Below are 25,493 nucleotides of genomic sequence, written 5' to 3' on the forward strand. Positions count from 1 at the left end.
CGGGGACCTCGACCCCTACCCGCCGACCATCACCCGGCGAGCCTCACCCCCACCGCATGTCCGAAGAGCCACTTAACGGCGCCGCTATCGCGTGTCCATTCGACTGCGTCGACCTGAGTGAGGCGCGCTTCCGGCCGGGGCCAGTACACGATGTAGTTGTCGGCGGTCCGCTGAAGGCTCACCTGGTCTGGGAGCTTCGCGAGTTCAGGAACGTCTGCCAGGAGCATCGTCTTCACCATCTGCTCCTGCGGCTCCCCCTCCGGCGCGAACCCGCCGAGGAACGCGTCGCCGCAGTTCTGGCAGTAAAGCAGCTCGAGAACTCGCGCCCCGCACTCACACCTCGTTGCGGGCTCGGCGTGGAGCTTGCCGATGCGTCGGTCAGGGTCAGGATTCTCCACCGCGGCGCAGTCAGGGTCAGTGCAAGCCCACATTCCGGCAACATTGCGGAAGAAGAGATGGGCACGGAGCTTCGGATCCCGGTCGTCCGGTGCTGCCGAGAGTCCTTCCAGAACTCGAGCGACGGCAGTCTTGGCCACCGACGCGTCCGCCGTGGGGAAGATGGCAGCGGCTATGTCATCGACACTCTTGGCTGCCCCGTTCTTCGCGTGGAGCGCGGTACGCAGAGACTCGACGACTCCTGCGTCCCGCGCGGCTTTCGCCGCGGCGTTAGCAGGTAATGCCGCGAGAGCGGCGGGGTCTTCATTTGATGCGGCGTCGGTCTTCGAAGGAACCTTGTTCGTGCCTTCAACGAACTCAAACGAGCCTGGCGCGACGTCGAAGAACTGATGCAGATAGTCCTCATCGCGCTTGGGGTCCAGCGAGGCAGAGGCTGCGAGCACGCGGAACTGGCCCGGGCGCTCGTCGAGGCCGAGGCGTCGCTTGAGGCGGCGAAGGAGATAAGCAACCTCACTACCGGCGGTACCGCGATAGGTGTGGAGCTCATCGACGACGAGCGTGAACCGGTTGGCTGGGTTCTCGAGCCACTCGCGCGTCGACTCGAAGAAGTGGCTGTCGCGCTCTCGCATCAGCATGACGTTCAGCATCGAGTAGTTGGTGATGAGGATGTCCGGCGGAGCGTCAGTCATGTCCCACCGGGAGCGCATCTCAGCACCGTCCAGCCGGGGCACGAAGTATCGCATGTCCTCGTCCGAGTTCTGGGTCGCGAGCTCTCTGGCGCGCTCCCCACGCGCGGCCGTCGCGCGGAGGTAAGCGGCCAGTTCGTTCACCCTGAGTTGGTTGGTGCGCTTGCCGGTAACCGGCGTCGCGCCTGTGTACCTGCCGAAGTAGAAGCGGTGCCCATTGCGGTGTTCGTCGAGCCATGCGCGGACGTCGTCGCTGTCGAGTGCCTTGCGCAGCCGGATGAGCTGGTCGTCTACGAGCGCATTCATCGGGTAGAGCACTATGGCGCGGACTGCCGCTCGCCCAGCGTCGCCCTGCCGTTGGGTCGCGAAGCTCGCACCAGGGGTCTTCCACCAGCTCGGCCCGCTGCTCGCCGTTCCCGTCCATTCGCGCGACTCATCAAGTAGCGACGAGAGCAACGGCAGCATGAAGGACTCGGTCTTTCCGGAGCCTGTCCCTGCGGTGATGACCATGTTCGTGCCGGACGTGACACCAGCGGCAAGTGCGGCTTCCTGGTGACCGTAAAGGGCCGGCACGCCCTTGAGCAGACCCCGCGAGGCGAACTCGGCCAGTTCAGGTGCCGCTCCGACCGCGCTCACTGAATCCGTCAGCGATCTTCCGGTGCCTTCGTACTCCGGCCGAAGCTCGAGCAGCGGTTCGCGGAAGACACCGCCATCCCGGTCTAGGAGTGCCCGCCGCTCCGCCTGGAGGTTGGGGTCCGCCAGCCCGAACGGCGTGTCGTAGTACTTGAAGTACGCCTCGCGGAGGCGCTCAAACGTCTTGACGGCATCGAGATGACGCGGAACGGGAGCGTTCATGCGGAGACAGACCTCTCAGTCGATGACCAGGGATTGGCCGAGCGATGTGCAGATGCGCGCCGCGACGTCGCGAGGCACGTTCTCGTAGATAGCGGTGGTCGCGATGTTGCCGAACTTTGGAGGAAGCCCAGTGCACAGAACAAGCGCACGGCTGTGGAGGACCGGCAGAGGTGCTCCCCAGTCGACGAAGACGGTACCGAGGTCGGCGCCGACTCGCCCCTGGTCGGGTCGCCAGCGCAGCGCGGACTTCCCTTCGCGAGCGAGTTCCGCGAAGCTCCCGCTGGATAGGTTGCATTCGAACCACTCGCCGTCGCGTCGGGTCAGATAGCGCCGCCTACCGTGGACCCGCTCGCTGTACAGTCCGTCGGGCGGATTGATGTCAGAAGCGCTGACAGGCTCCCACTTGCGCGGATTGCTCTCCACAAGGCGCGTGAGCTCCGACCTATAGGCGGGCGGCCCCGTAATGACGTGTGGCTTCGTCTCCGTGAGAGCTCTGGCGATATGGGCCGACGCCAACCCCGCGAGCGCAACTCCAGCTTCTGCTGCACCCTCGGTCAGCTCAGCCTCAGTTCTGAACGTGACGTAGTAGGTGATGGGAAGCGGCATCTCGTCTTCGGGCGGCTCCCGGCGCGCTGGCGCGAGTCCACCCCAGAACTCCTCGAGCGGGCGAGTCGTCCGTAGGCGTCGCGCACCCGTGAGGACGGCGAGACCGTCCGCGCCCGGCAGACGGACAAGCGCGGTCGGCGCCATATACCAATGCCCGCTGTCCCAATCCACTTCGCAGTGACCGAGAGACGACATGTCACGAAGCCAGCGTCCGCTCGACCGCGGCGGCAGAGTTAGGTTAACCGTCCTGCTAATCCAGTCGATGCGGTTGCGGAGGTCAGCGATAGTGCCAGAGCCGACCTCGCTCATCCACCGCAGCAGGATGTCTCCGACCGACTCATTCATTGGCCAGTCCCAGCTGCAGCGCCCAGTAGGCAGCTCCGGTGGCGTCGGCGGTCCGCGCCCATGTGCCAAGCACATCGAAGGACGCCCGCACCTCGCGGGGCGTTCCCGGCGTCAGTCGCGCAAGATGCCAAACTTCGCCTGCTCGCTGAGCAATCCACTGCGCGGATGGGCGCAAGGGAACCTCGAAGTAAGCCGGCGTATAAGGGAACCCAGCCTCACTAGCAAACGTCGGCGGCCCCGGCTGGATGCAGCGATGCGCCTGCCCTCCTTCTAAGAGCAGCCAGGTTTCCTCGCGGTCCCGCCGGCAAAGGACGAATGGCGCGTCGATGACGGCGTCGACGATGCCACCGCGGATGCGGATGGTCGCGGCGTCCACGGAAAGTGTGCCGTCCCCCGACCAACCCGCTGCGCCGGTCCCATGCGGTGCCGAGGCGAGCGCGGACTCCGCCCGCAGGGTGAATCGCAGGCTCTGACCGCCAGCCACGACGTCCACGTTGCCCTCCGGAAAGGGGAAGCGGCGAAGCTGGAAGGGGAATCCGTTCGCCATGATGAGTTCCTCGACGCCGTTGAGACTCAGGACGGCCCAGTCGGGCTTTTCCGGAGTCGGCATCAGTACGTCCGGTTCGCCACCGAGCAGATAGTGGTTCGCGGCGAGGTCACGGTCGATGGGCAGGCCGCGAACGAACCGCGCGCGCGGGACGAGGGTCGGCGCGACGCCGAGTACCCGGAGGTTGGGCTCCTCGCTCAGCGCGGCCTGCAGCGCTTTGTCGTCCGTGAACCGCACGCCCTCGAAGATAGTGAACCCGGGCAGGAGCGGGTTGGCGCTCTGCCGTCGCACCGTCCAGTCGTCACCACCGGCACGTTTGAGGACGCGGGACACTGCGGATGACTCGGCGGCGGAGGCGGCAATCACGTGGGTCTCGAAGGGTGTGATGCCAGCGGTCGAGGACCACGCGCCGGTCTGTGCGTCGCGGAGGAAGATGAGAACGTCAGTCCTCGGGAACTCGGCCGCGAACTGGGAGCCTCGCAGCCGAAACCCCTGGTGTATCAGCTCCGGTGTAACGGCGGGCGCGTGCTCGGCGACGTAGTACTGGTACGGCGGTTCCTGCGACAGCGAGACCTGCGGATCAGCGCTAGTCAGCCCATCGAGCAGGATGGGCGAGCCGACTTCGTCTTGAACCGGGAAGAGCCACTCCGTGGTCCACGCTTCGAGGTCAATGCCCAGGCGGATTGCTATGCGACGTCGGCCATCTCGGGTGATGACATAACCGTCCCAGGCCGCACCAAACGCGAGGACGACGGCGGCAATCAGACCGCGTCTTTGGTCGTCCTCGAGCGCGGCCATGAATGTTTCCCCCAGCCGATTCTGCTTACGTGAGGTCCAGACTTCAAGCGCGCCGAGCATGGTCTTTTCGTCCGGCAGACTGTTCGACTCGAGGCCCATCGCGGTGAAGAGGCGGGTGAGCTCGGCACGGTCATTTCGCGTGAGAAGGGCCTGCGACTGCGGGTACCCAATCCGCGTGAGCCGCTCGTGCGTCCGGATAGTCGACGCCCCGACCCGTCCGCCCTGGCTAATAACCCACTCATCCAGTGAAACCCACATGGAAACGACGTCCTGAAACGCGCTTCGCACCTCATCTCGCAACGCCATGACCTCGTTCGGTCCGGCCGTAGGGTCGAGCGACTGCGCCAAACGAAGGTAGTAGTTCGTCGACCGGGCTTTCTCATCTGAGCGCATGCGGGTGGCCGCCAGCACCGTGAGCGCCAGCACCGGAAGAACGGGCGGAGGCGTCGCCCGGTCTCCGCGCTCCCACAACCGCCGTTCTCGCTCCACGCGGCCGAAGTACGCGCCACGAGTGAGCGAGCTCGAGTCGCGAACGGCAAGCGCAAGATCGGGCGCGGGATCCTCGAGATCAGGCGCAATCCGCCGCAGTTCGGCGTCGTCGATGAAGAAGACGAACGCTCCGCTCTGCTCGAACAGGAACTTTTCGGACAGCGTGTTCTGCCACCACAGGTAGCGGTCCGTCATTGATCCCATCGCAAGCCTTCCCTAAGCCACACCCTACCTACAGCAGCCGTCATCCAATCCGCACGCATGGACGTTGCTGCGATGGCGGCAGAGCCCCGAACTCGCGCTGCGCTCCTTGCTGCGTCGCGCGGGCCTCCGCTATCGCTGCGATCTTCGACTTTCACTACCCGAGTGTGTTCTACGACCCTACGTCGTGTTCACCCGCAGGAGAATCGCCGTGTTCGTCGATGGTTGCTTTTGGCTTCAGTGCCCGCTCCCCGGTCGGCGACGGTCGGAAGATCAGGCCCCCTGGTCTCCGCGTGAGACGTCCGGAATGCCGAGGCCCTCGAGAAACGCTCGGTGGTTAGTGCTTCGCTTCTGGGAACACGAGGGTCCCTCGATTACAGCGTGCCGCGCGGTCACTGCTTTCCAAGCCCTGGACTAACCGTGGGGAACCACTGGTGCCGCCATGACTCGATCGAATCGCGGATCTGCGACACGCCACAATGCACCATCGATTAGTGCGGTGTTGACTTCATCATCCCGCGCTCGCGCGACTTGCACGCTCACCATTTCTCCCGGCATGGGTACGTCGATGCCAAGGTCTCGCGCGATGGCTCTCTGCCCCGCGTAGTCCCCGCCAAGAATCAGGTAGCCCTCGCGCTGCAACGCGCTCCGAGCTCCACCGTTCGCGCGGACACGCTTCATATAGTCGTCCTGCTGCGCTACCGTGGCCACTGCATTTCGGCCGATACGCCGGCGCTGGATGCGTCTGAACAGCTCGTTCACCTTCTGCTGACCAGACGCCTTCGCGAAGATAGCCTCGATATCAGCCGGGTCCGCCTGCAGTAGCACGTTGGGTGGCAACTCACCGGGTCTATGGAGCCATCGGATCGCAGCTCGTCCCAATGGGTTCAAGCTGGTTTTGTTATCCCTGTTCCGGGACGCGCGCAAGAAATCTGGCCTTGCACGAATAACCCCAACCGCAAATTCCGCGGCGGCATCGTTCGCATGGACGACAAGCAAGATACGCTCGAACGCCTCTGGAGGGATCATCCACCCTCCGAAAGTTTGTGAGTACTTGCAGTCGACATCGGTGCCCGCAATAGCATAGTCAAGCTTGTCACCGTCGTCGATGACATCGTCGAACTCGCGGCGAAGGTTGATCTCAACGAGTGTGCCGAAGTGCGTGCGCTCAGTCTTATGTAGCTGCTGCCACGAGTATCGGCCGGTGTGCTGCCCGTCATACAGTTGGTCAAATGTCGAGCGAAGCACCCTGCCAAATCGCGTACCGTTGGGGTCCGCTCCGCGCAATGCGTCACAAACGGCGTCCAGCTCGCGATCGCCGGTCGGCGGGTCGACAGTCAGATCGAAAAGCGTCACTCGCCCAGGCTACGAGACCCGGCTTCGCTGGGTTGCGAAGAACTCGTGCCTGTGATGATTGTCCTGCCCAACAAAACCTCTGAACGCGCCCAGGCGAACCGCGGTGCCGGTCTCATTCGGTTCGATCTGAAAGTCGCGATGGATCGCCGCGATCCGACGCTCAAGCGCTTCCCGGTCATCGCGCCGAAGCACTTCGAGGAGCTCATCGTAGGTAACGAAGTCGCCAGCTTCGGCAAGCCTCCGGTACACCGGGTCGTGCAAGTCCGCGCCGAGGGCGGGTGCATCAGCCTCCCGCACGCGTTCAAACGAGTCGACGATTGCGCGTCCGATTGCTTCAGCAACGGGCGGAGGGAACGCGTTCCCCACCTGCCGGTACTGGGACGTCTTCCGTCCAGCGAGCGGCCAGCTGTCGTCCGGACCCCAGCCCTGAATGCGAGCAGCCATCTCCACCGTGAGTCGCGGCATCGAGACGTGGGGAGACGGCGCGTCCGGCCCCGGGGCTTCGTCTGCCACACCTCGTCCATCGACATAGAGCTTCGACCACGCGAGTTTGGCGCGTGTCGGGCCGAGGTCCGCCCCGCCGTGCTTCTTGCTCCCGCCGACCAATGTCGGAGCAATATCAGAGGCCAGAGCAGCCCACTCGTCGGCGTACTTCCAGCCGCGTTCGGCCATAAGGTCACGCAGCGCGGCACCAACGGTCACGCGCTCGCCACTACCCTCGGGCCAGCGGAAGTACCTCGCGTCATCCTGCTTGAGCGCAACGAGTACGAATCGAGGCCGCAGCTGGGGAACTCCGAAGTCCGCAGCAAACAGCAGCCGCCAGCCCCCCACGTAGCCGAGCTCTGCGAGACGATCAAGCACTCGCTGTCGATAGGCAGCAAAACGGTTCGACGACAGGCCCCGTACGTTCTCGAGCATGACGGCACGAGGTTTGATGATCGCCACCTGCTCGATCGCCCAGGCGAAGAGATCACGCTCATCCGAGGAGCCCAATTGCTTCCCCGCCACTGAGAACGGCGGACATGGCACGCCCCCTGCGAAGAGATCGACGCCTTCGTAGTCTGCCGGGTTCCAGACCGAAAGATCAGCCACGTCACCTACAGCGACCTGCCACCCGCCGTTAGTGCGCAGTGTCTGGGCCGCCGTCTCGTCGATCTCAATCGCGAGTCGGTGCTCGAAGCCCGCTTTGTGCAGCCCGAGTGACTGCCCGCCTGCGCCGGCGCAAACCTCGACGACCGTGTACTTACCCATGTCCGCTCCTCCGGGCACAACCCTATGCGGCGGGCGTTGGCAGCTTCCGCCCCACGCCGTGGGCCGCCTGAACACGTTAGAGCGACCCACCGACACGGTGGCGAACTACACGACGAGTCAGGCTAGTAGCAACGCTCGAACGCGACGACGCATCTGATGCGCTAATCGCAAGCAGGCGCGACGTCACTCGCGCGTCACGTGCCATTCCACCCGGACCAGCCGGAACTCCCGCCGCCGCAAGAGCCGCGGCACCCACGACGCCGGAGCCCCGAACGCGCTCATCCCCTCCTCCACGCCGTACGGCTCGACGCCGGTGATCCGATACCACCGCCCCCGGTGGAGGATCCGTCCACCGCCGGCGACCACGTTGCGGTACCAGTTGACGTCGTCGCCGTAGGTCAGCTCGGCGACGAAGCCGCCGGGGACCTCGGCGAGGATCAACGGTGCCTCGAACGTCCGGCCCGACTTGCGTCCGACGTGCTCCACCAGCGAGAACGGTCCGCGTCCGCTCTTCGCCGCGCGAAGTGTGAGCGGGTTGAGCGTGCGGTTGAGCACCCGCACGAACCGCTTCTTGACGCCCTTCATGAGGCCAGTGTCCCGCGTCAAGCGCACCGGCCCCACAGGTGTCGCCGACTACGTTCGTTGCATGTCCTCCGATCCCACGATCCAGCCCGCCCGCCCCTTCACGTACGAGGGCGCGACGCTGATCCGGGAAGCCCGCGGCTCGGGACGGACGACGTTCGTGCTCGTCCACGGCATCGGCATGGGACGCACGGTGTTCAACGGGCTCTCCGAGCGGCTCGCCGAACACGGACGCGTCATCGCGATCGACCTCCCCGGGTACGGCGAGGCGCCCGAGCCGCCGCGCACACCCACGGTCGAGCGACTCGCGGACATCGTCGCCGCGTTCCTGCGCACCGAAGGGATCGCCGCGCCGGTGCTGATCGGGCATTCCATGGGCACGCAGGTGATCGCCGAGGTCGCCGCTCGCCACCCGGACCTGGACGCACGACTGGTGCTGATCGGCCCCACGGTCGAGATCGGCCAGCGGAACGCCTGGACCCAGCTCGCGCGACTCGGGCGGGATCTGCTGGACGAGAGCCCGAAGGTCTTCGTCGTCGGAGCGCGCGAGTACCTGCGCGCCGGGCCGAATCTGCGGCTCAAGATGCGCGCGATGCTCGTCCACAAGCCGGAGCTCGCATACCCGCGGGTCGCCGCCGACGCGCTCGTGCTGCGCGGCGAGGACGACGAGGTCGCCCCGCACGCCTGGTGCGAGCAGGTCGCGGCCGCGCTCCCCCGCGGAACGCTGGTCGAGGTGCCCGGCGTCGGGCACGAGGCCATGATCAAGAACCCGGACCCCGCAGCCGACCGGATCCTGGCATGGCTGGGGACAACCGCGACAGCCGACGCCATGAATCCGTAGCGTGGGGGCATGCTGTCGCGTCGTGTCTCGCTGGTCGTCGCTGGGCTCGTCCTTGCCGGGCTGACCGGATGCGCACCGACACCCGCGCCGACGCCGACGCCCACTGGGTTCGCGAGCGAGGATGAGGCGTTTGCCGCCGCCGAGGAAACCTATCGGGCGTACGTAGACGAACTGAACGCCTACCACGCGGGTGATGAAAGCGCCGACCCGACGACATACCTTGCCGACCCCATGCTTTCGAGTGAGCGCGAGTTGCTTGAGGCGATGGAGGAGTCGGGTGTCCGCTTCGACGGCGACGTCAAGATTGTGTCAATCTCGCACGCTGATGCAAGCATCATCGCCGGTGCCGCGAGCGTTCACTTGTACGCATGCATCGACGACTCCCAAAGGCGCGTTATCAACGCTGCGGGGGAGGACGTCACACCCAAAGATGTGCGCACGCGCTACCAAGTTGACGCCGAGTTCGCTTCACGCGCAGATGGTCTCGCGATCATCAATCACCAACCCTTGGATGAAGCGTGTTGAAGGCCACCCTGGCCCTCGCGATCGTGCTGAGTCTCACACCATCTGGATTGGTGGCGGCCGGGAGCAGTCCTTGTTCACTCGATGCCCAGAAGCTGAACATCTGCCCCGGCAACAGCGGCAGCCAAGTGGACGTGCACGGTCAGATGAACCAGTTCAACAGTGGGGCGTCAGGCTCGTCCGCCGCTGACGCGGCCTACTACCCACCCAACCGAGGTTCGTACGCCCCAGACCCATCCGAACCCCCTCCACCCCCGCCCGACGAGTCCGACTTCCCGATCACGTGCCTGGACCCCACCGGCAACGTGGTCGGTGGCGACTGCGCGACCTTTGCGCCCGACCCCGAACCGGCGCCGGACGAGCCTGAGGAGCCGCAGATCCCGGCCGTCATCACGCTTGCCGACATCGCCAGCTTTGTTCCCACGCCGCCGTCGGTCTCGACCGAGCCCGACGGCATCGCGGCGAAGAACATGCCGATGAACTCCATCGCCGGCAGCGAAGCCCACACCGTGGCGGGCGATCTGTTCGGGCTGCCGGTGGCGGTCACCTTCACGCCGGCGGGGTTCCGGCAGGACTGGGGCGACGGCACGGTGACCGAGTCGGGCACCGGCGGCGCGTCCTGGTCGGCGCTCGGCCAGGCCGAGTACACGCCCACCGCGACGAGTCACGCCTACGCGCAGAAGGGCACCTACGCGCTCACGATCACCGCGCAGTACACGGCGGTCGTCGACTTCGGCCCCTACGGAACCCGCCCCGTCGACGGCGTCGTCTCGGCGCCCGGCGCGAGTCGCGAGATCCGCGTCGTCGAGGTGCACACGGCGCTGGTCCAGAACGACTGCACGGAGAACCCGGCCGCCGCCGGGTGCCCCGCCTAGCATGGGCACATGCCCGACGACGACCTCGACGAGCGCTTCGCCGAGGTGATCTCCGGCGTCGAGGAATCGACGCCGCTGACCCTTCCCCTGACCCGGAACACCCGGATCCTGACGATCCGCGCGGAGCTCGACCGCTCCGATCCGCTCATCTGGCGCGAGTTCGAGATCCGGTCCGATCTGACGCTCGACGTCCTCCACGAGGTGCTGCAGGTCGCGTTCGCCTGGAACGGCACCCACCTTCACCGTTTCACCTACGACTCCTCGCTCTTCGGCGACGACCTCGTCTCCTTCGTCGGCGAGTACGAGGAGAGCGAGACCGACGACGACAGCACCTTCCCCGAGCGACGCGTCGCGCTGCACACGGTGCTCGGCACGCCCGACGACGAGCTGCACTACGTCTACGACTACGGCGACCACTGGGCCGTCACCCTCACGCTCGTGAGCACACGCGCGCCCCGCCGCGTCGACCCGCCCATCCGGATGATCGACGGCAGGCGCGCCGCTCCCCCGGACGACTCGGGCGGACGCGCCGACGGAGCCTCGCTCGCCCGGCTGCTCGACGATCCCGAGGCGTTCGATCCCGACACGCTGAACGCGGCCTTCGACAGCCTCATGTTCCAGCTGCTCACGGCGGGCGTCGACGGGCGGCTCGTCGACATGGTCGACCGCCTCTACGGCACCGAGCTCGGCCACCGCCTGGTGATGCGCCTCGCCGATCTCCTGGTGCGGCGCCGCCCGCCGTCCGACGCCGAACGACTCGAGGCGCTCGCACCGTACCTCTGGTTCCTCGACCACACCGCGGGTGACGGCATCAAGCTCACCTCAGCCGGATTCCTGCCGCCCACGCTGGTGAAGCAGGCGGCCGACGTCATCCCGTCGATGCGGGTCTGGGTGCGCGGCGTGAACCGCGAGGCCGACGCGCATCCCGTGCACGAGTTCCGGCAGAGCCTGCAGAGCCTCGGGCTGATCCGCAAGTATCGCGGACACCTCGTGCGCACCAAGCTCGGAACGCGCTGCCACAGCGATCCGACGGTGCTCTGGGGCGTCATCCGGCGCGCCATCTCGGCCTACCCGCACGACGGCTACCCGGCGCACGAGATGCTGCTGGCCCTGCTTCACGCCGCCACGACGATCGGCGCGCCCATCGACCGCGCCGAGCTCGCCGACACGCTGAACGCGGTCGGATGGCGCGACAGCGAGGGCGCGAGCGTGCGCGACTACCTGGTCGCGACGCCCTGGACGCTGCCGATCGCCGTGCTGACCGAGCTCGGCGAGGTCCGCACGCTCGCCGCGACCAAGCGCGTCCTGAGCCCGGTCGCGCGCGAGCTCGCCCGCGAGGCTCTCCTGCTCGGCACGCGCTGACGCGCCTGCTCAGGCCCCGTAGCGCTCGATCATCCGGTCGAACGCGGCATCCAGGTCCGCGTCCACGTTCTGCCGCGCGGCATCCGCCAGGTACCACTCGACGATCTCGCGCGCACCCTCGGCGAACGGCGTCGTCGCGACCCACCCGGGCACGAGCTGCTTGATGAGCGTGTTGTCGAACAGCACCGAGTGCGCCTTGTCGCCGATGAGACCAGGCCCCATCGCCGGCACCTCGCGCGCGATCGCGTCCGACGCGACGTGCACGATCTCCGGCTCGCGGCCAAGCGGCGCCGCCAGGAGGCGCGCGATCTCGTCCCACGTGAGGCTCTCGTCGCTCGTGATGTGCACGGCCTGGCCGATCGCGTGCGGATTGCCGAAGAGGCCCACGAACGCGCGGGCGAAGTCGCGCGAGTGCGTGAGCGTCCACCAGCTGGTGCCGTCGCCGTGGACGACGATCGGGCGCCCGTCGCGGATGCGCTGCAGCGCCGTCCACCCGCCCTTGAGCGGGATCAGCGACGGCCCGTACGTGTGGCTCGGTCGCACGATCGTCATCGGGAAGCCCGCCTCGCGATACGCCGCGACCAGCAGGTCCTCGCTCGCGATCTTGTCGCGCGAGTACTGCCAGAACGGGTTGCGCAGCGGCGTGGACTCGACGATCGGCAGCCGCGCGATCGGCTTCTGATACGCCGAGGCGCTCGAGATGTAGAGGTACTGGCGGGTGCGACCGGTGAAGATCCGGATGTCGTCGGCCACCTGCTGCGGCGAGAAGCTGCGGAAGTTCGCGACCACGTCGAACTGCTCGTCGGCGACTGCGCGCTCGATGGATGCCGCGTCGCCGGCGTCGCCCACCAGCCCGCGCACGCCGTCGGGCAGCGCGCTCTGGCCCCGGTTGAGCACCGTGACGTCGTGCCCGCGCTCGATCGCGAGCTCCGTGACGAACGAGCTGATGTTGCCGGTGCCGCCGATGATCAGGATGCGCATGCGCACACGCTACCGCTCGAAGATATCTTCGAACTGAAGTACTCCACACCCTTTCCAATGTCGTAGCTGCGTACTATACTGGGGTCATGGCCGAGCAGCCGATCTTCGAAGCTCTCTCCCCGCACCAGGCGATGCGGGCGGCGATCGAGGTGCTGCGGTCGGTGCAGCCGCAGATCGCGGGGATGAGCGACGCGGAGACGGTGTCGTTCGCGCCGCTCGCCGAAGAGCTCGGCCGCCTCACGGACGGGATCCGGGTCCGCACCGCCGGGGAGATCGACGCCCGCTCCGACCGGATGCTCGACGAGCGGCTGTCCGCGCAGCACGGATGCCGGAACGGGATCGAGCTGCTCGAACGACTCACCCAGGCGCCGACGCGGGAGGTCCTCGCGCGGGTGCGGCTGGACAAGCGGCTGCGCGCGGAGACGGCGCTCACCGGCGAGGTCCTCCCTCCCCGGCATCCCGAGGTCGCCGCCGCGATGCGGCACGGGGACATCGGCACGCCGGTCGCGGAACTGATCACTGGCACGCTGGACCGGGTCGCGCACCGCGCCGACCCGGTCGTCATGATCGCCGCCGAGCGCGAGCTCGTCGCCAGCGCCACCGGGCTCATCGACGGGATGCCGCCCACGTTCGCGCAGCTGAAGGTGCAGGCGGACACGTGGGCCGCGTACCTCGACCAGGACGGCCCCGCCCCCGACGCGGAGAAGGCATCCCGGCGGCGCGGGTTCACGATCGGGAAGGAACGCGACGGCCTGTTCCCCGCACGCGGAGACCTCACCCCCGAAGGCGCCGCGGTGCTCCAGCGGATCCTGGACGCGGGCGGCAACCCCGCCGTCCGCTTCACCGACAGCTACCGAGATAAGGGCGAGGGCGAGCCGTGGACTGACGACGAACCCGTCGACGACCCCCGCACCCCCGCCCAGAAACGCCACGACGTGCTCGTCGCCGCCCTCCACGCCGCCACCCGCTCCCTCGAGGCCCCCACCCTCGGCGGCGACGCCCCCACCCTCCTCGTGCACGTCGCCCTCGAAGACCTCCAGTCCCCCACCGGCGTCGCGTCGATCGACGGCATCGACGTGCCCGTCCCCGCCGACCTCGCCCACCGCATCGCCTGCACCGGCGCGGTGCAGAAGGTCGTGTTCGACCGCAACGGACGCATCGTCCGCCTCGGCACCAAAGAACGCCTGTTCAACCACCACCAGCGCAAAGCCATCACCGCCCGCGACGGCGGCTGCATCATCCCCGGATGCACCATCCCCGCCGCCTGGTGCGAGATCCACCACGTCCAAGACCACGCCAAAGGCGGCCCCACCCACACCGACAACGGCGTGCTCCTCTGCTGGTGGCACCACCACAACCTCGAACGATCCGGATGGGACATCCGGATGCGCAACGGCGTCCCCGAAGTCAAAGCCCCGCCGTGGATCGACAGCCGCGGCACCCACCGGCCCGCGCCCTGCGCGATGACGAGGCGCAGAGCACGCGGCAGAGCACGACCACCCCTGGGGGCCCGGACCTGAGTCCGAACCCGGACGGGCTCAGCGCACGCGCTGACCCTCCAGCACGCCCGCGTGCGCGGGGTTATCGGCGAACCAGTCCGCCACGTACCAGCACACCGGCAGCACGGTGCGGTCGCCCGCGCGCTCGATCTCCTCGACGGCGCGCTCGGTGATCACGGCGGCGTACCCGTGGCCGCGGTAGGTCGGGATGGTGAACGCCCGCGTGAGCGCGATCGTCCGGCCGTTGTCGCGGTAGTCGAGCACGCTCACCAGCTCGTCGCCCCGCCGCAGCTCATAGCGCGAGGCGCTCTTGTCGTTCGTGAACGTCAACTCAGTCACGCCCACAGGCTACGTCCGTCCACAGGCCCCCGGATCGCGCCCCGCTGACCTTCTGCTGTGGACGGCGCCCCACGCGGCTCGCGCCGTCCCTAACGTCGGCCGCATGCCGACCCGGATGATCCTCATCGCCACCGTTCTCGCTCTCGCCGCCCCGGCCCTGGCCGGCTGCGTCCACACCCCGAGCGAGGAGGAGCGTCTCTTCGCGGCCTACGTCGCCGCGCGCGACGACTTCCTCGCACAGCGCAATGCCGCGGAGGCGTCCGTGGTGCTCGCGGGGATCACCACCCCCGAGCAGCGGTTCATCCTCGTCGACCGCATCGTGGGGCTCCTCGACAGCGGCTTCGTCCAGTCGGGTCGGCAGCGTCTGGTGAGCTTCCGCATGGTCGACGCCGCGGGCAACGAGATCGAGACGTTCGCCGGCACGAGCATCCCCGCCACGGCCGTCGCCGAGGCGTGCCTCGACCGGTCGGACGTGACCATGACCCACCCGGACGGCACGGTCGAGCACCCGCAGCGCGACCTCGAGCCCCAGGAGGTCGTCTACCAGGAGATCGACGGAGAGCTCCTGATCGCCGAGGTCAACGACGCCGGCCCCCACGTCTGCGCGCGGTGAGCTCAGGGCTCACCGCGCCCGAGCCTCGACGGCCACCAGATCGCACGCCCGATGTCGGTCGCAAGGGCGGGCACGAGGAGCGACCGCACGACGAACGTGTCGAGCAGCACGCCGAACGCCACGATGAACGCGATCTGCACCAGGAACAGCACCGGGATCACCGACAGGGCCGTGAACGTCGCCGCGAGCACGAGTCCCGCCGACGTGATGATCCCGCCCGTCAGCCGAAGCCCGCGCTGCACTCCCTCGCGCGTGCCGTGCACGAGCGACTCCTCGCGCACACGCGACATCAGGAAGATGTTGTAGTCGATCCCCAGCGCCACGAGGAACACGAACCCGAACAGCGGCACCGCGGGATCCGCACCGGGCATCCGCAGCACGTGCTGGAACACCACGCCCGCGACGCCCATCGCCGTGCCGAACGACAGCACGGTCGTCGCCACGAGCAGCACGGGCGCGAGCACCGACCTGAGCAGCAGCATCAGGATGACCAGGATCACCGCGAGCACGAGCGGCACGATCAGGGTGCGGTCCCGGATCGACGCGTCGTTCGTGTCGACGTCGGTCGCCGTGACACCGCCCACGAGCGCGTCGGGCACGGCGTTCGCGAACGCGGCGCGGAGCGAGCGCACCGTGTCCTCCGCGGCGGCGGAGTCCGCGGCATCCGCCAGCGTGGCCTGCAGCAGCACACGGCCGTCGGCCACCACGGGCTCCGGGGCCGGGGCGCCCGGCGGGCCGAACGCCTGGATGCCGTCCTCCGTGACGGGCGCGGTCCTGCCGGCCCGGTCGATGACGACCGAGACCTCCTCCACGCCGTCCTCGGCGAGCAGCACCTCGGCCGCGTCCTGCAGCTCGTCCTCGGGCGCGATCACCGACGCCGGGCTGCCGGATCCCGCCGGGAAGTGCTCGCCCAGCACCCGCTGACCGTCGCGCGCCTCCGAGGCGCCGAGCACGAGCTCAGACTGCGGCACGCCCGAGGCCTGCAGCTGCGTCACGCCCACGCATCCGATCGCGAGCACGGCGGCCGTCACGATCCAGATCGTCCGCGGCCGCCGGGCGATCCATCCGCCCACCCTCGCCCACAGCCCGCCGCCCTCCCCCGGCTCCGGCGCCCGCGGGTCGTAGGCCGGGCGGCGCGGCCAGAACGCGGCGCGGCCCAACGCCAGCAGCACGGCGGGCAGCAGCGTGAGCGCCGCCAGCACGGCGAACGCGATGCCGATCGCGGCCACGGGGCCGAGCGCGCTGTTGGAGCGCAGGTCGCTCAGCAGCAGGCACAGCAGCCCCGCGATCACGGTGCCACCCGACGCGACGATCGGCTCGAGCGATCCCCGCAGCGCGCGCAGGGTCGCGGTCCATTTCCGCGGCGTGCGCACGAGCTCGTCGCGGTACCGCGCCACGTAGAGAAGCGCGTAGTCGGTCGCGGCGCCGATCACGAGGATGAACAGGATGCCCTGCGTCTGCCCGCTCAGCAGCAGCACGCCCGCCTTCGCGAGCCACCACACCACCAGCAGCGCGACGCACAGCGCGAACATGCTCGTGGTCAGCACGGCCAGCGGCAGCAGGATCGACCGGTAGACGATCACGAGGATCACCAGCACCGCAGCGAGCGCGACCCCGAGCAGCAGCCCGTCGATGCCGGCGAACGCGCCGACCAGATCGCTCGTGAAGCCCGCCGGTCCGGTCACGTACAGCTCGACGCCGTCCGGCAGGCCCTCGGCGAGCGCCTCCCGGAGCTCGGCTGTCGCGTCGCCCAGGTCGGCGGCGCCGTCGAGCGGCACGAACGCCTGCACCGCCTCGCCGTCCTCGGACGGCAGGGCGGGCGACGGCTCGCCGCCGACCACGTCGAGGCGGGCGGCCGCGTCCAGCCGCTCCTGGATGGCGGCCACGTCATCCGGGGTCAGCTCGCGATCCGCGGCGAACACGACCACGGCGGGGATGGCGTCGCCCTCGGTGAAGCCCTCGAGCCGCTCCTGGACCTCGGTGGCCTCCGCGGTCTCGGGCAGGTAGGCCGTGCGGTCGTTCGACGACACCTCGTCGACGCGTCCGAAGTACGGCCCGCCCACGGCGGCCGCCGCCAGCCACACCAGGATCAGCACGGCGGGCAGTGCGACGCGGAGCCGGCGCGGCACGCGGGCGGCCGCGCCCTCCCCGCGCGCGGCTGCGGCCCGTCGCGATCGGCGGGGATGCTCGTCCATGCGTGTCTCCAGTGGTCAGACGGCGCGCTCCCACGGCGCGACGTCACCGGGGACCACGAAGAACAGCGGATGGGGATCGGGCGCGTCCGCGAGCGCACGCGCGTGCGCGTCGGGCGAACGGACCGCGAGCTTGGCGATCAGGTGCCGCCACTCGAGCTCGAGCTGGCCCGACGTCACGGCGATCCGTTCGACCGGCCCGTCCGGAACCCGCGCGATGCGGGACGCGTCGAAGCGGTATCCGCGGCGCGCGGCCTCGTCGCGCACGCCGTCGAGGTAGGCGCCGATCGCGGCGACCGGATCCGCGGTGGCGCGGAAGCGCTCGAGCTGCGGGTGCGCCGTGTAGCCGCGCGTGCGGCCGAGCAGCACGGCCTGGGCGAGCAGCGCCTCGCGCCAACACGCCGTGAGCCCCTGACGGTCGAGCAGCCGGGGATGAAGCGACCAGAGCCTCACGGCAGCTCCCCGTCGAAAGGGGAGGGGGTCAGGTCGCGGCGCACCCCTCCATCCTGCGCGAGAGAGGGCCCGCGTGGCGACCTCTTGACGGCATCCGTCCGACGTGTCGCAAGCCCCGACGATCCGCGTCGTCTCCGAGATGTGCGCCCCGATGGCACGCCCGGGTTGTCACATTGCGTTACGCAAGCCGTCACAGGCCGAAACGGTTTGACATGTCGCGACACGCCCGGTCACAATCGGAGCATGTCTGTCAACGCACACCTTCTGTCCGCCTCGGAGGCGAACGGGACTGCCGGGATCATGATGCCCGGTCGCGTTGGCATGTGCTGTCGAATGTGCCGCTGAGTCGACAACCTCTCCTCGCTGACCAGGCTCGCCCGCCGCACAACCGCGGCCGCGATGCCGAGTGTCCGGATCATCCGGATCCTCACCCGCCGATAGGTGCCACCCGCACCGCCGGCACCGGCCAGACGTCATCTGAGCACGAACGGCCGACCGACGCACACCCGCACCACCGGTGCACCCCCGAAGGACTTCCCCGATGTCGAACATCACCGCCCTCGCCGATCGCTCGAACTCCGCCGCGCCCCGCCCCGGCCACCTGCGCCCGCTGCCTCCGCTCGTTCCCGCGCAGCCGGCCCCCGAGGCCAAGTCGACCGCCGCGCCCCGCGGCTTCGCCCTGTACGTCGGCCTGGACGAGCTGAAGGCCGCCGCCGACGGCGTCAGCCTGCCCGCCGTGGTCGAGGCCCTGCGCCGCACGCTCGCCGAGCTCGCCCCGAGCGCCGAGACCTACGCCGCCGTCGCCCTCGCCCCGCAGCAGGCCGGCGGCCGCGACGTCGACGTCGTGCGCCTCGCGCTGCACGAGCCCGGCGCCGTCGCCCGCACCAAGGCCCAGGCCGAGGAGCAGGAGGAGGCCGCCCGCGGCGTCGTGGTCGACATCTCCCGCAAGCGCGTCGTCATCGACGGCGAGACCGCCGCTCTGACGTTCAAGGAGTTCGAGCTGCTGCAGTACCTCGTCCTCCGCGAGGGCCGCACGATCGAGCGCGCCGAGCTCGTCAGCTCGCTCTGGGACGCGAACGACGCGGACGCCCCCGGCGAGCGCACCATCGACGTGCACGTCCGTCGCCTGCGCTCCAAGCTCGGCGCCTTCCAGGACATCGTCCGCACCGTGCGCGGCGTGGGCTACCGCTTCGACCGCCACGCGGACGTCGCCGTGCGCTACGGCACCGGCGCTCCCTCGCCCGACCGCTTCTGACAGGGCCCCGCGGGCGGCTTCAGTCGTTTCGTCTCCGCTTCGCTCCGCTCAACGACCGGGCAGTTTCGGCCGCCGGCGGCTTCAGGACGTTTCGACTCCGCTTCGCTCCGCTCAACGACCACAAGGGGGCGGCCCACTGATGAGACGGATGTCGGAGCGACCGCGTAGCGTGGCGGCATGATCTCCACGGCCGTGACGCGCACGCGCGATCCGCGGCCCGATCCGGGTCCGCGACTCGAGACCGCGTACCGGCCCCGGGGTGCCCTGAGCCTGGGCGCCACCGTCGGAGTGTTCCAGCGGGGTCCGGGCGACCCGACGCAGACCCGCGACGGCGCCGTGCTCTGGCGGGCGACCCGCACTCCCCTCGGCGTCGCGACCGTGGCGCTGCGCCAGCAGGCCGACGGTGCGGTCCGCGCCGCGGCGTGGGGCCCCGGGCGCGAATGGGCCATCGCGCAGGTGCCCGCGCTGTGCGGCGCCGAAGACGACGACGCCGGGTTCGACCCGTCGCTGCATCCGCTGATCGCCGACTCGCACCACCGCCACCCCGGCCTGCGTCTCGGCCGCTCCGACCTCGTCTTCGACGCGCTCGTGCAGTCGATCACCGAGCAGAAGGTGACCGCGATCCAGGCCTTCGCCGCCTGGCGCGGCCTTGTCACCTGGTTCGGCGAGCGCGCCCCCGGCCCCACGCCGAAGCCGATGTTCGCTCCCCCGTCGATCGACGGATGGCGCCGCATCCCGTCGTGGGCGTGGCACCGCGCGGGCCTCGAGCCGCCGCAGAGCCGCACGATCGTCCAGGCCGCCCGCCGCGGCACCTCGCTGGTCGCCGCGGTCGAGCGCGCGACCGACGGCCCCGCGCGCGACGCCGTGCTGACCTCCCTGCCCGGCATCGGCCCCTGGACCGCCGCCGAGACCCGCATCCGCGCCCTCGGCGATCCGGATGCCGTCAGCGTCGGCGACTTCCACCTGGCGCACCAGGTCGGCTACGCCCTCACGGGCCGCCGCGTCGAGGACGACGGGATGCTCGAGCTGCTCGCCCCGTGGGCGGGCCAGCGTCAGCGCGCAATCCGGCTCATCCTCGCGTCGGGCGTGAGCGAGCCCCGGCGCGCGCCCCGCCTGCACCCCATGGACCACCGCGACCGCTGATCGCCTGCCGCGTAGCCTGGACGGCATGTGGCTCCTCCTGCGCACCGCGGGGATCCTGATCGCGGGCGCGATCATCGGGTCGACCTACCTCGGCAGCGGGTGGCTCGGCCTGCTGCTGGGGCTCCTGCTGTCGCTCGGGCTGTTCATGGCGTTCGAGGCGCGCAAGGGCGGCGGCCCCGGCCACGACGAGGACGACGACGGCGCACGGCTCTAGGCCGCAGGGGGCTTGGACCGTTTCGACTCGGTCGCTGGCGCTCCCTCGCTCAACGAGCACCAGGGGAATCCACCTCAGTAGTAGACGGCGAGCGGGCCGTGCGGCCCCTGCACCACCTGGACGGGGGTGTCGAACACGCGGGTCAGCACCTCGTCCGTGAAGATCGCGTCGGGCGTTCCGAACTCCACGACCTTCCCGTCCTTCACGGCGCAGATGTGGTCGGCGTAGTGCCCCGCGAAGTTGATGTCGTGCAGCACGATCACGATCGTGCGCCCGAGCTCGGCCGCGGCCCGGCGCAGGTGCTGCATCATCTGCACCGAGTGGCGCATGTCGAGGTTGTTGAGCGGCTCGTCGAGCAGCACATAATCGGTGTCCTGCGCGAGCACCATCGCCACATAGGCGCGCTGCCGCTGCCCGCCCGACAGCTCGTCGAGGTACCGGCCCTCGAGCGCGGTCAGATCGAGGAAGTCGATCGCACGGCTCACGATCTCCTCGTCGGCCCGCGTCAGCCGGCCCTTGGAGTACGGGAACCGCCCGAAGCCGACGAGCTGCCGCACGGTCAGCCGGGTGATGAAGTGGTTCTCCTGGCGCAGGATCGACACGATCCTCGCGAGATCCTTGGACGCCGTCCGGGCCACGTCGTAGCCGGCGATCTCGATCGCGCCCGCGTCGATCCCGAGCAGGCGGCCGATCATGGTCAGCAGCGTCGACTTGCCGGCCCCGTTCGGTCCGACGAGCGCCGTGATGCCTCCGGCGGGGATCTGCAGATCCACCGGCCCGATGGCGACCTCGTCGCCGTAGCTCTTGCGCACCTCGCGCAGCGTGATCACAGGCGGCCCTTTCGCAGCAGGAAGATGAGGAACACGGTGCCGCCGACCAGCTCGATGATGATCGACACGACGCCCTGCGCATAGAACACGTGCTTCATCACGAAGTACGCGCCCGTCAGCACGACGAACCCGGTCAGCACCGCCACCGGCAGCACGAGCCGGTGATCGAACGTGTCGGCCAGCTGGTACGACAGCGTCGCGACCAGGAAGCCGAGGAACGTCAGCGGCCCGATGAGCGCGGTCGACACCGCCATGAGCACCGACACCAGCAGCAGGATGAGGATCAGCTCGCGCCGGTGGTTCAGGCCGAGCCCCATCGCGGCGTCGCGCCCGAGCGCCATCGCGTTCAGGGTGCGGGCGCGCAGGAGCAGCAGCGTCGCCGCCACCGCGACGAACGGGATCGCGAGCGGGAAGTAGCCCGCGTCGGCGTTGGCCATCGAGCCGAACAGCCGCGCCGACAGCACGTCGAACTCGCTCGGCGTGAGCAGGCGCTGCATGAACGCGGACACGGATCCGAGCCCGCCGCCGATCACGATGCCGATCAGGAGCATGACCTGCAGGTTCGCGTAGCGTCCCGACAGCAGCCACGTGTACAGCGCGAGGGCGAGCCCGACCATGAGCGCGATCTGCAGCGCGAACTGCCCGAGCCCCTGGATGGAGACCAGCCCGGCCACGCCGAGAAAGTACACGGCCGAGGTCTGCACCGCCACGTACAGCGCCTCGAACCCCATGATCGAGGGCGTGATGATGCGGTTGTTCGTCACGGTCTGGAAGCTCACGGTCGCGACCGCCTGGCACACCGCGACGATCGCCATGGTGACCAGCGCCGTGCCGCGCAGCTGCGCGATCTTCCAGAACCCGTCGGATCCGACCGGCATGGGGTTGTCCCAGGCCAGCAGCCCGAAGGCGAACAGCGCCGCGAGCAGGATGAGCGAGCCCAGCACGATCGCGTAGCGGCGGCGCGCCCGCGGCGTGGGCAGCGAGCCGGAGTGGCGCGGCGCGAGAGCCGGCGCGGCGGCGGTCATCGTGTCAGCCACGGCGGCGTCCCCTCAGCAGCAGGACGACGAACACGACCGCCCCGACGACGCCCAGGATGAGCGACACCGGCACCTCGAACGGCATGATGATCGTCCGGCCGATCAGGTCGCACACGGTCACGATCGCGATCCCGAGCAGGCACACCCACGGCAGGTTGCTGCGTAGATCGTCGCCCCGGATCATCGACACCACGTTGGGAACGATCAGCCCCAGGAACGGCAGGCTGCCCACCACGACCGTGACCACGCCCGTCGCGATCGCGATCAGGCCCGTGCCGATCAGGATCATCCGGTCGTAGTCCAGCCCGACGCTCGTGGCGACCTCCTCGCCGAGGCCGGCGAGCGTGAACCGGTCGGCCGTGATGAACACCGCGACCACCACGGCGAGCACGACCCACAGCACCTCGTACTGCCCGCGCAGCACCGACGTGAAGCTGCCCGCGAACCACACGCCGAGGTTCTGCAGCATGTTCGTCTGCAGCGCCAGGAACGTCGACGCGGCCCCGACGACCGAGCCGAGCATGATGCCGACGATCGGCACGATCAGCGACGACCGCAGCGACACCCGCCGCAGGAACAGGAAGAAGACCATCGTCCCGACGAACGCGGCGATCACGGCCCCGATCATCCGGGGCACGATGCCGGCGGTCGGCGCGACGATCATGACCGCGAGCAGGCCGAGGCCCGCCCACTCCGTCGTGCCGGTCGTGGTCGGCTCGACGAAGCGGTTCTGCGTGAGCAGCTGCATCACGAGCCCCGACATCGCCATGGCGGCGCCCGCGAGCACGAGCGCGACCGTGCGCGGGATGCGCGTGATCTGGAACATCTCGCCGCCGCCCTCGGCGCCCACGACGTCGTAGACGCCCGTGAACAGCGACAGGACGAGCAGCCCGGCCACGACGAGCACCCCGACCCCCAGCCAGGGGTCGAGCAGGCGGGCGCGGGAGCGGGGCCGCGGCCCCGCTCCCGTCACTGCCGTCACTTGCCCTCGAACGCGTCCGCGAGCGCGTCGAAGAACTCCGTGTAGGTCTGGATGCCCTCGTTCGTGTACGTGTCGGCGGGCATGTAGAGGATGTTGCCCTCCTTGACCGCGGTCACGTCGGCGAGCGCCTCGGAGTTCTCCAGGATGTCCGCGGCGGGCTCGTACGCCGGGTCGTCCGCGGCGACGGCCGCGTCGCGGTCCATCACGAGGATCCAGTCGGGGTTCGAGTCCGCGATCGCCTCGACCGAGATGTCGTCGCCCTGGTGGTCGTCGCTCGCGCCCTCGACCTCGAGCGCGGGGGTCAGGCCCAGGATGTCGAACACGGGGCCGAGCGTGCGGCCCAGCCCGGGGGCGATGTAGCCGATCTCGCCGCCCGAGGTGGTGACCGCCATCACGGTCTGGTCGGCGTCGTACGCCGCGGCCGCGCGCTCGATCGCGGCCTCGAGGTCGGCGACGAGCTGCGCGGCCTCGTCCTGCTTGCCGAAGATCTCGCCCAGCACGGTGGTCTGGCGCGCGAGCTCGGCGTCGAGCGGCTCGCCCTCGCGCGGGTCGAGCTCGAGCACCGTGGCGTCGGGGGCGAGCGCGACGAAGTCGTCGTGGAACTGCGCGAAGCGCTGCCCGTTGATGATCAGGTCGGGCTCGACCGCCACGACGGCCTCGAGGTCGGGCTCGCGGTGCGTGCCGAGGTCGATGATCGACGCGTCGTCCTTGTACGCGACGGTCGACGGCATGAGCGAGACCGCGGCGGCCGTGAGCTCCACGCCCCAGTCCGCGAGCGTCTCGAACGTCCGGTTGTCGGTCGCCACGACCGACGTGGGAGGCAGCTCGATCGTGTGCGTGCCGGTGTTGTCCTCGACCTCGACCGAGGTGGCCTCGGCCGCGGCGGTCGGCTCGACCTCGGCCTCGGCGGCGGGTGCGGCGCAGCCGGCGAGGGCGACGGCGGACGCCGCGAACATCGACAGCGCGGCGACGGGACGGATCACGGACGGACGGGGCACGGACATGGCGGGGCTCCTGTTCCAGAGCGCGGTATCAGCCGCGGTCTTCTCGGTGAGGGATCGGCGGGGCCTCGGGGCGCGGATCGCGTCCCGGTCCGGACAGGACCGTCCGGCCCGCCGTTGGGTAGGCTAACCTAACTTCCATGACCACGTCGACCGCCGATGCCCCGCCCGCCTTCACGCTGGAGCGGCAGGGACTCGACCTGAAGTTCCGCTTCGCCCGCCTCGTCGCGCGCGAGTGGCTCGCGGCCGACTACGTGCGCATCCGACTCGAGGGCGAGGACCTCGCGGGCTTCGGCACGCCGGGACACGACGACCACATCCGCGTGTTCTTCGCGCAGGGCCCGGCCGACACGGTCGAGCAGATGCGGGCCTTCCCGAGCCGCGAGTACACGCCGCTGGCCTGGGGCGCGAACGGCGACGGCACCGGATGGCTCGACCTCGAGTTCGCGGTGCACGGCGAGGAGGGCGTGGCCGGACCGTGGGCCGCGGGCGCTCCCCTGGGCTCGCTCGCCGGCGTCGGCGGCCCGCGCGGCTCGCTGTCGATCTCCGGAGCACCCGACGGCTGGATCCTGGCGGGCGACGAGACCGCCGTGCCGCAGATCCGCCGCTACGCGGCCCTGATCCCGGACGGCGCTCCCGCGACGATCCTCGTCGAGGTCGCCGACGCCGAGCACGAGATGCCGATCGACGCGCCCGTCGCGGTCGAGTACGTCCACCGCGGCGACGCTCCGGCGAGCTCGGCGCTCGCCGCGCGGCTCGACGCGATCACCGCCGCGGAGCGCCCGGCCGGCGACGTGTTCGGCTTCGTCGCCGCCGAGCAGGCGATCGTGAGGCCCGGCCGCGCGCTGCTGGTCGACCGCTGGGGACTCGCGCCCGACCGGATCGTGGTGAAGGGCTACTGGAAGCGCGGCGAGGACGGCGCGCACCACCACGCGCCACACTAGAAGCCAGGCTCCCCCACTGCTCTGGAGGCATCATGACCGCGAAGAAGACCGTGTCCCCGCCCGCCAAGCTCGCGCTCGGCATCGTGGGACTGCTGCAGATCGCGCTCGCGCTCGCGGCGTTCTCGGACCTGTGGGCGCGCCGCGACAGCGAGATCCGGATGACCAAGCCCGCGTGGATCCCGATCATCCTGATCAACTGGATCGGCCCGCTCGCGTACTTCATCGGCGGCGTCAAGCGCTGAGGCGCTGAGCCCCGCCGGCGGCTTCGACCGTTTCGACTCCGCTGCGCTCCGCTCAA

General features: G+C 69.5%; 26 protein-coding genes. 12 read left to right on the forward strand and 14 right to left on the reverse strand.

Annotation, left to right across the window (positions count from 1 at the left end; all coding sequences use genetic code 11):
- Positions 1–29: 29 nt before the first annotated feature.
- The 3 genes from ACYVGN_RS09845 to ACYVGN_RS09855 are packed head-to-tail and all read right to left on the reverse strand — an operon-like array spanning position 30 to position 4,917.
- A complete protein-coding gene (locus ACYVGN_RS09845; protein WP_460790461.1) occupies positions 30–1,937 on the reverse strand; it encodes a DEAD/DEAH box helicase in 1,908 nt (635 codons plus the stop codon).
- Positions 1,938–1,952: 15 nt separating this feature from the next.
- Positions 1,953–2,888, reverse strand: a complete 936-nt coding sequence (locus tag ACYVGN_RS09850; protein WP_460790463.1) for a hypothetical protein — start codon at positions 2,886–2,888, stop codon at positions 1,953–1,955.
- A complete protein-coding gene (locus ACYVGN_RS09855; protein WP_460790465.1) occupies positions 2,881–4,917 on the reverse strand; it encodes a hypothetical protein in 2,037 nt (678 codons plus the stop codon). The genes ACYVGN_RS09850 and ACYVGN_RS09855 overlap by 8 nt, the downstream gene beginning before the upstream one ends.
- A gap of 73 nt (positions 4,918–4,990) precedes the next feature.
- Here ACYVGN_RS09855 and ACYVGN_RS09860 point away from each other — a divergent pair, with 73 nt between their 5' ends.
- Positions 4,991–5,341: a very short patch repair endonuclease gene (locus ACYVGN_RS09860; protein WP_460790467.1), complete on the forward strand. Its 351-nt coding sequence runs from the start codon at positions 4,991–4,993 to the stop codon at positions 5,339–5,341.
- Here ACYVGN_RS09860 and ACYVGN_RS09865 read toward each other — a convergent pair.
- The 3 genes from ACYVGN_RS09865 to ACYVGN_RS09875 all read right to left on the reverse strand — a co-directional run bounded on the left by ACYVGN_RS09865 (position 5,338) and on the right by ACYVGN_RS09875 (position 8,115).
- Positions 5,338–6,279, reverse strand: a complete 942-nt coding sequence (locus tag ACYVGN_RS09865; RefSeq protein ID WP_460790469.1) for a NaeI family type II restriction endonuclease — start codon at positions 6,277–6,279, stop codon at positions 5,338–5,340. The two genes, ACYVGN_RS09860 and ACYVGN_RS09865, sit on opposite strands and share 4 nt — an antisense overlap.
- Before the next feature lie 9 nt (positions 6,280–6,288).
- A complete protein-coding gene (locus ACYVGN_RS09870; protein WP_460790470.1) occupies positions 6,289–7,530 on the reverse strand; it encodes a DNA cytosine methyltransferase in 1,242 nt (413 codons plus the stop codon).
- A gap of 183 nt (positions 7,531–7,713) precedes the next feature.
- On the reverse strand, positions 7,714–8,115 hold the full coding sequence (locus ACYVGN_RS09875) for a PNPOx family protein (protein WP_460790472.1): 402 nt from the start codon (positions 8,113–8,115) through the stop codon (positions 7,714–7,716).
- Between the two features lie 61 nt (positions 8,116–8,176).
- On the opposite strand from ACYVGN_RS09875, the gene ACYVGN_RS09880 reads away from it, so the two are divergent.
- The 4 genes from ACYVGN_RS09880 to ACYVGN_RS09895 are packed head-to-tail and all read left to right on the forward strand — an operon-like array spanning position 8,177 to position 11,712.
- Entirely contained in the window at positions 8,177–8,953 is a 777-nt protein-coding gene (locus tag ACYVGN_RS09880; RefSeq protein ID WP_460790474.1) for an alpha/beta fold hydrolase, read from the forward strand.
- A 9-nt stretch (positions 8,954–8,962) separates the two neighbouring features.
- The gene (locus ACYVGN_RS09885) at positions 8,963–9,478 is read left to right on the forward strand and encodes a hypothetical protein (RefSeq protein WP_460790476.1); all 516 of its coding nucleotides are present in this window, start codon (positions 8,963–8,965) and stop codon (positions 9,476–9,478) included.
- Positions 9,472–10,350 (forward strand): hypothetical protein, encoded by an 879-nt coding sequence (locus ACYVGN_RS09890; RefSeq protein ID WP_460790478.1) that lies wholly within the window; start codon positions 9,472–9,474, stop codon positions 10,348–10,350. Before ACYVGN_RS09885 ends, ACYVGN_RS09890 begins: the two co-directional genes overlap by 7 nt.
- Before the next feature lie 9 nt (positions 10,351–10,359).
- Positions 10,360–11,712, forward strand: coding sequence for a plasmid pRiA4b ORF-3 family protein (locus tag ACYVGN_RS09895; RefSeq protein WP_460790479.1), 1,353 nt, complete (start codon positions 10,360–10,362; stop codon positions 11,710–11,712).
- A 9-nt stretch (positions 11,713–11,721) separates the two neighbouring features.
- Here ACYVGN_RS09895 and ACYVGN_RS09900 read toward each other — a convergent pair whose 3' ends face one another.
- Positions 11,722–12,693 (reverse strand): SDR family oxidoreductase, encoded by a 972-nt coding sequence (locus ACYVGN_RS09900; protein ID WP_460790481.1) that lies wholly within the window; start codon positions 12,691–12,693, stop codon positions 11,722–11,724.
- 86 nt (positions 12,694–12,779) lie between these two features.
- On the opposite strand from ACYVGN_RS09900, the gene ACYVGN_RS09905 reads away from it, so the two are divergent.
- Positions 12,780–14,213, forward strand: coding sequence for an HNH endonuclease signature motif containing protein (locus tag ACYVGN_RS09905; RefSeq protein WP_460790483.1), 1,434 nt, complete (start codon positions 12,780–12,782; stop codon positions 14,211–14,213).
- Positions 14,214–14,231: 18 nt separating this feature from the next.
- Here ACYVGN_RS09905 and ACYVGN_RS09910 read toward each other — a convergent pair whose 3' ends face one another.
- A complete protein-coding gene (locus ACYVGN_RS09910; RefSeq protein ID WP_055988848.1) occupies positions 14,232–14,531 on the reverse strand; it encodes a GNAT family N-acetyltransferase in 300 nt (99 codons plus the stop codon).
- Between the two features lie 103 nt (positions 14,532–14,634).
- Between ACYVGN_RS09910 and ACYVGN_RS09915 the strand changes: the two genes are divergently transcribed.
- Positions 14,635–15,144 (forward strand): hypothetical protein, encoded by a 510-nt coding sequence (locus ACYVGN_RS09915; protein WP_460790485.1) that lies wholly within the window; start codon positions 14,635–14,637, stop codon positions 15,142–15,144.
- A 2-nt stretch (positions 15,145–15,146) separates the two neighbouring features.
- On the opposite strand, the gene ACYVGN_RS09920 is transcribed toward ACYVGN_RS09915, so the two are convergent.
- Complete coding sequence (locus ACYVGN_RS09920; protein WP_460790487.1) at positions 15,147–17,339, reverse strand: MMPL family transporter; 2,193 nt, start codon at positions 17,337–17,339, stop codon at positions 15,147–15,149.
- Positions 17,340–17,354: 15 nt separating this feature from the next.
- A complete protein-coding gene (locus ACYVGN_RS09925) occupies positions 17,355–17,789 on the reverse strand; it encodes a pyrimidine dimer DNA glycosylase/endonuclease V (protein ID WP_055988850.1) in 435 nt (144 codons plus the stop codon).
- Positions 17,790–18,330: 541 nt separating this feature from the next.
- Here ACYVGN_RS09925 and ACYVGN_RS09930 point away from each other — a divergent pair.
- The 3 genes from ACYVGN_RS09930 (at position 18,331) to ACYVGN_RS09940 (ending at position 20,401) form a co-directional block, all read left to right on the forward strand.
- Entirely contained in the window at positions 18,331–19,044 is a 714-nt protein-coding gene (locus ACYVGN_RS09930) for a winged helix-turn-helix domain-containing protein (RefSeq protein ID WP_460790489.1), read from the forward strand.
- A 177-nt stretch (positions 19,045–19,221) separates the two neighbouring features.
- Entirely contained in the window at positions 19,222–20,187 is a 966-nt protein-coding gene (locus ACYVGN_RS09935) for a DNA-3-methyladenine glycosylase family protein (RefSeq protein ID WP_460790491.1), read from the forward strand.
- Positions 20,188–20,212: 25 nt separating this feature from the next.
- On the forward strand, positions 20,213–20,401 hold the full coding sequence (locus ACYVGN_RS09940) for a hypothetical protein (protein WP_460790493.1): 189 nt from the start codon (positions 20,213–20,215) through the stop codon (positions 20,399–20,401).
- 74 nt (positions 20,402–20,475) lie between these two features.
- On the opposite strand, the gene ACYVGN_RS09945 is transcribed toward ACYVGN_RS09940, so the two are convergent.
- From ACYVGN_RS09945 to ACYVGN_RS09960, 4 genes are read right to left on the reverse strand one after another with little or no spacing between them, the layout of a single operon-like run.
- Positions 20,476–21,231 (reverse strand): iron ABC transporter ATP-binding protein, encoded by a 756-nt coding sequence (locus ACYVGN_RS09945; protein WP_460790495.1) that lies wholly within the window; start codon positions 21,229–21,231, stop codon positions 20,476–20,478.
- Entirely contained in the window at positions 21,228–22,256 is a 1,029-nt protein-coding gene (locus ACYVGN_RS09950) for an iron chelate uptake ABC transporter family permease subunit (RefSeq protein WP_460790612.1), read from the reverse strand. Before ACYVGN_RS09950 ends, ACYVGN_RS09945 begins: the two co-directional genes overlap by 4 nt.
- Before the next feature lie 4 nt (positions 22,257–22,260).
- Positions 22,261–23,241: an iron chelate uptake ABC transporter family permease subunit gene (locus ACYVGN_RS09955; protein WP_460790613.1), complete on the reverse strand. Its 981-nt coding sequence runs from the start codon at positions 23,239–23,241 to the stop codon at positions 22,261–22,263.
- 5 nt (positions 23,242–23,246) lie between these two features.
- Positions 23,247–24,254 carry a siderophore ABC transporter substrate-binding protein gene (locus tag ACYVGN_RS09960; protein WP_460790497.1) on the reverse strand — a complete coding sequence of 336 codons (1,008 nt, stop codon included), beginning with the start codon at positions 24,252–24,254 and terminating at the stop codon, positions 23,247–23,249.
- 137 nt (positions 24,255–24,391) lie between these two features.
- On the opposite strand from ACYVGN_RS09960, the gene ACYVGN_RS09965 reads away from it, so the two are divergent.
- Positions 24,392–25,195: a siderophore-interacting protein gene (locus ACYVGN_RS09965; protein ID WP_460790499.1), complete on the forward strand. Its 804-nt coding sequence runs from the start codon at positions 24,392–24,394 to the stop codon at positions 25,193–25,195.
- A 32-nt stretch (positions 25,196–25,227) separates the two neighbouring features.
- Positions 25,228–25,437: a PLDc N-terminal domain-containing protein gene (locus ACYVGN_RS09970; protein ID WP_055988857.1), complete on the forward strand. Its 210-nt coding sequence runs from the start codon at positions 25,228–25,230 to the stop codon at positions 25,435–25,437.
- Positions 25,438–25,493 lie beyond the last annotated feature (56 nt).

It is taken from the genome of Microbacterium lacusdiani, from assembly GCF_054779895.1.

Excerpts from the sequence above, each read along its gene's own strand:
- ACYVGN_RS09915 (WP_460790485.1), top strand. The coding sequence starts at position 14,635 with ATGCCGACCCGGATGATCCTCATCGCCACCGTTCTCGCTCTCGCCGCC.
- ACYVGN_RS09870 (WP_460790470.1), bottom strand. The coding sequence starts at position 7,530 with ATGGGTAAGTACACGGTCGTCGAGGTTTGCGCCGGCGCAGGCGGGCAG.
- ACYVGN_RS09970 (WP_055988857.1), top strand. The coding sequence starts at position 25,228 with ATGACCGCGAAGAAGACCGTGTCCCCGCCCGCCAAGCTCGCGCTCGGC.
- ACYVGN_RS09905 (WP_460790483.1), top strand. The coding sequence starts at position 12,780 with ATGGCCGAGCAGCCGATCTTCGAAGCTCTCTCCCCGCACCAGGCGATG.
- ACYVGN_RS09855 (WP_460790465.1), bottom strand. The coding sequence starts at position 4,917 with ATGACGGACCGCTACCTGTGGTGGCAGAACACGCTGTCCGAAAAGTTC.
- ACYVGN_RS09930 (WP_460790489.1), top strand. The coding sequence starts at position 18,331 with ATGTCGAACATCACCGCCCTCGCCGATCGCTCGAACTCCGCCGCGCCC.
- ACYVGN_RS09880 (WP_460790474.1), top strand. The coding sequence starts at position 8,177 with ATGTCCTCCGATCCCACGATCCAGCCCGCCCGCCCCTTCACGTACGAG.
- ACYVGN_RS09850 (WP_460790463.1), bottom strand. The coding sequence starts at position 2,888 with ATGAATGAGTCGGTCGGAGACATCCTGCTGCGGTGGATGAGCGAGGTC.
- ACYVGN_RS09950 (WP_460790612.1), bottom strand. The coding sequence starts at position 22,256 with ATGACCGCCGCCGCGCCGGCTCTCGCGCCGCGCCACTCCGGCTCGCTG.
- ACYVGN_RS09900 (WP_460790481.1), bottom strand. The coding sequence starts at position 12,693 with ATGCGCATCCTGATCATCGGCGGCACCGGCAACATCAGCTCGTTCGTC.
- ACYVGN_RS09965 (WP_460790499.1), top strand. The coding sequence starts at position 24,392 with ATGACCACGTCGACCGCCGATGCCCCGCCCGCCTTCACGCTGGAGCGG.
- ACYVGN_RS09885 (WP_460790476.1), top strand. The coding sequence starts at position 8,963 with ATGCTGTCGCGTCGTGTCTCGCTGGTCGTCGCTGGGCTCGTCCTTGCC.
- ACYVGN_RS09845 (WP_460790461.1), bottom strand. The coding sequence starts at position 1,937 with ATGAACGCTCCCGTTCCGCGTCATCTCGATGCCGTCAAGACGTTTGAG.
- ACYVGN_RS09875 (WP_460790472.1), bottom strand. The coding sequence starts at position 8,115 with ATGAAGGGCGTCAAGAAGCGGTTCGTGCGGGTGCTCAACCGCACGCTC.
- ACYVGN_RS09920 (WP_460790487.1), bottom strand. The coding sequence starts at position 17,339 with ATGGACGAGCATCCCCGCCGATCGCGACGGGCCGCAGCCGCGCGCGGG.
- ACYVGN_RS09940 (WP_460790493.1), top strand. The coding sequence starts at position 20,213 with ATGTGGCTCCTCCTGCGCACCGCGGGGATCCTGATCGCGGGCGCGATC.
- ACYVGN_RS09935 (WP_460790491.1), top strand. The coding sequence starts at position 19,222 with ATGATCTCCACGGCCGTGACGCGCACGCGCGATCCGCGGCCCGATCCG.
- ACYVGN_RS09960 (WP_460790497.1), bottom strand. The coding sequence starts at position 24,254 with ATGTCCGTGCCCCGTCCGTCCGTGATCCGTCCCGTCGCCGCGCTGTCG.
- ACYVGN_RS09895 (WP_460790479.1), top strand. The coding sequence starts at position 10,360 with ATGCCCGACGACGACCTCGACGAGCGCTTCGCCGAGGTGATCTCCGGC.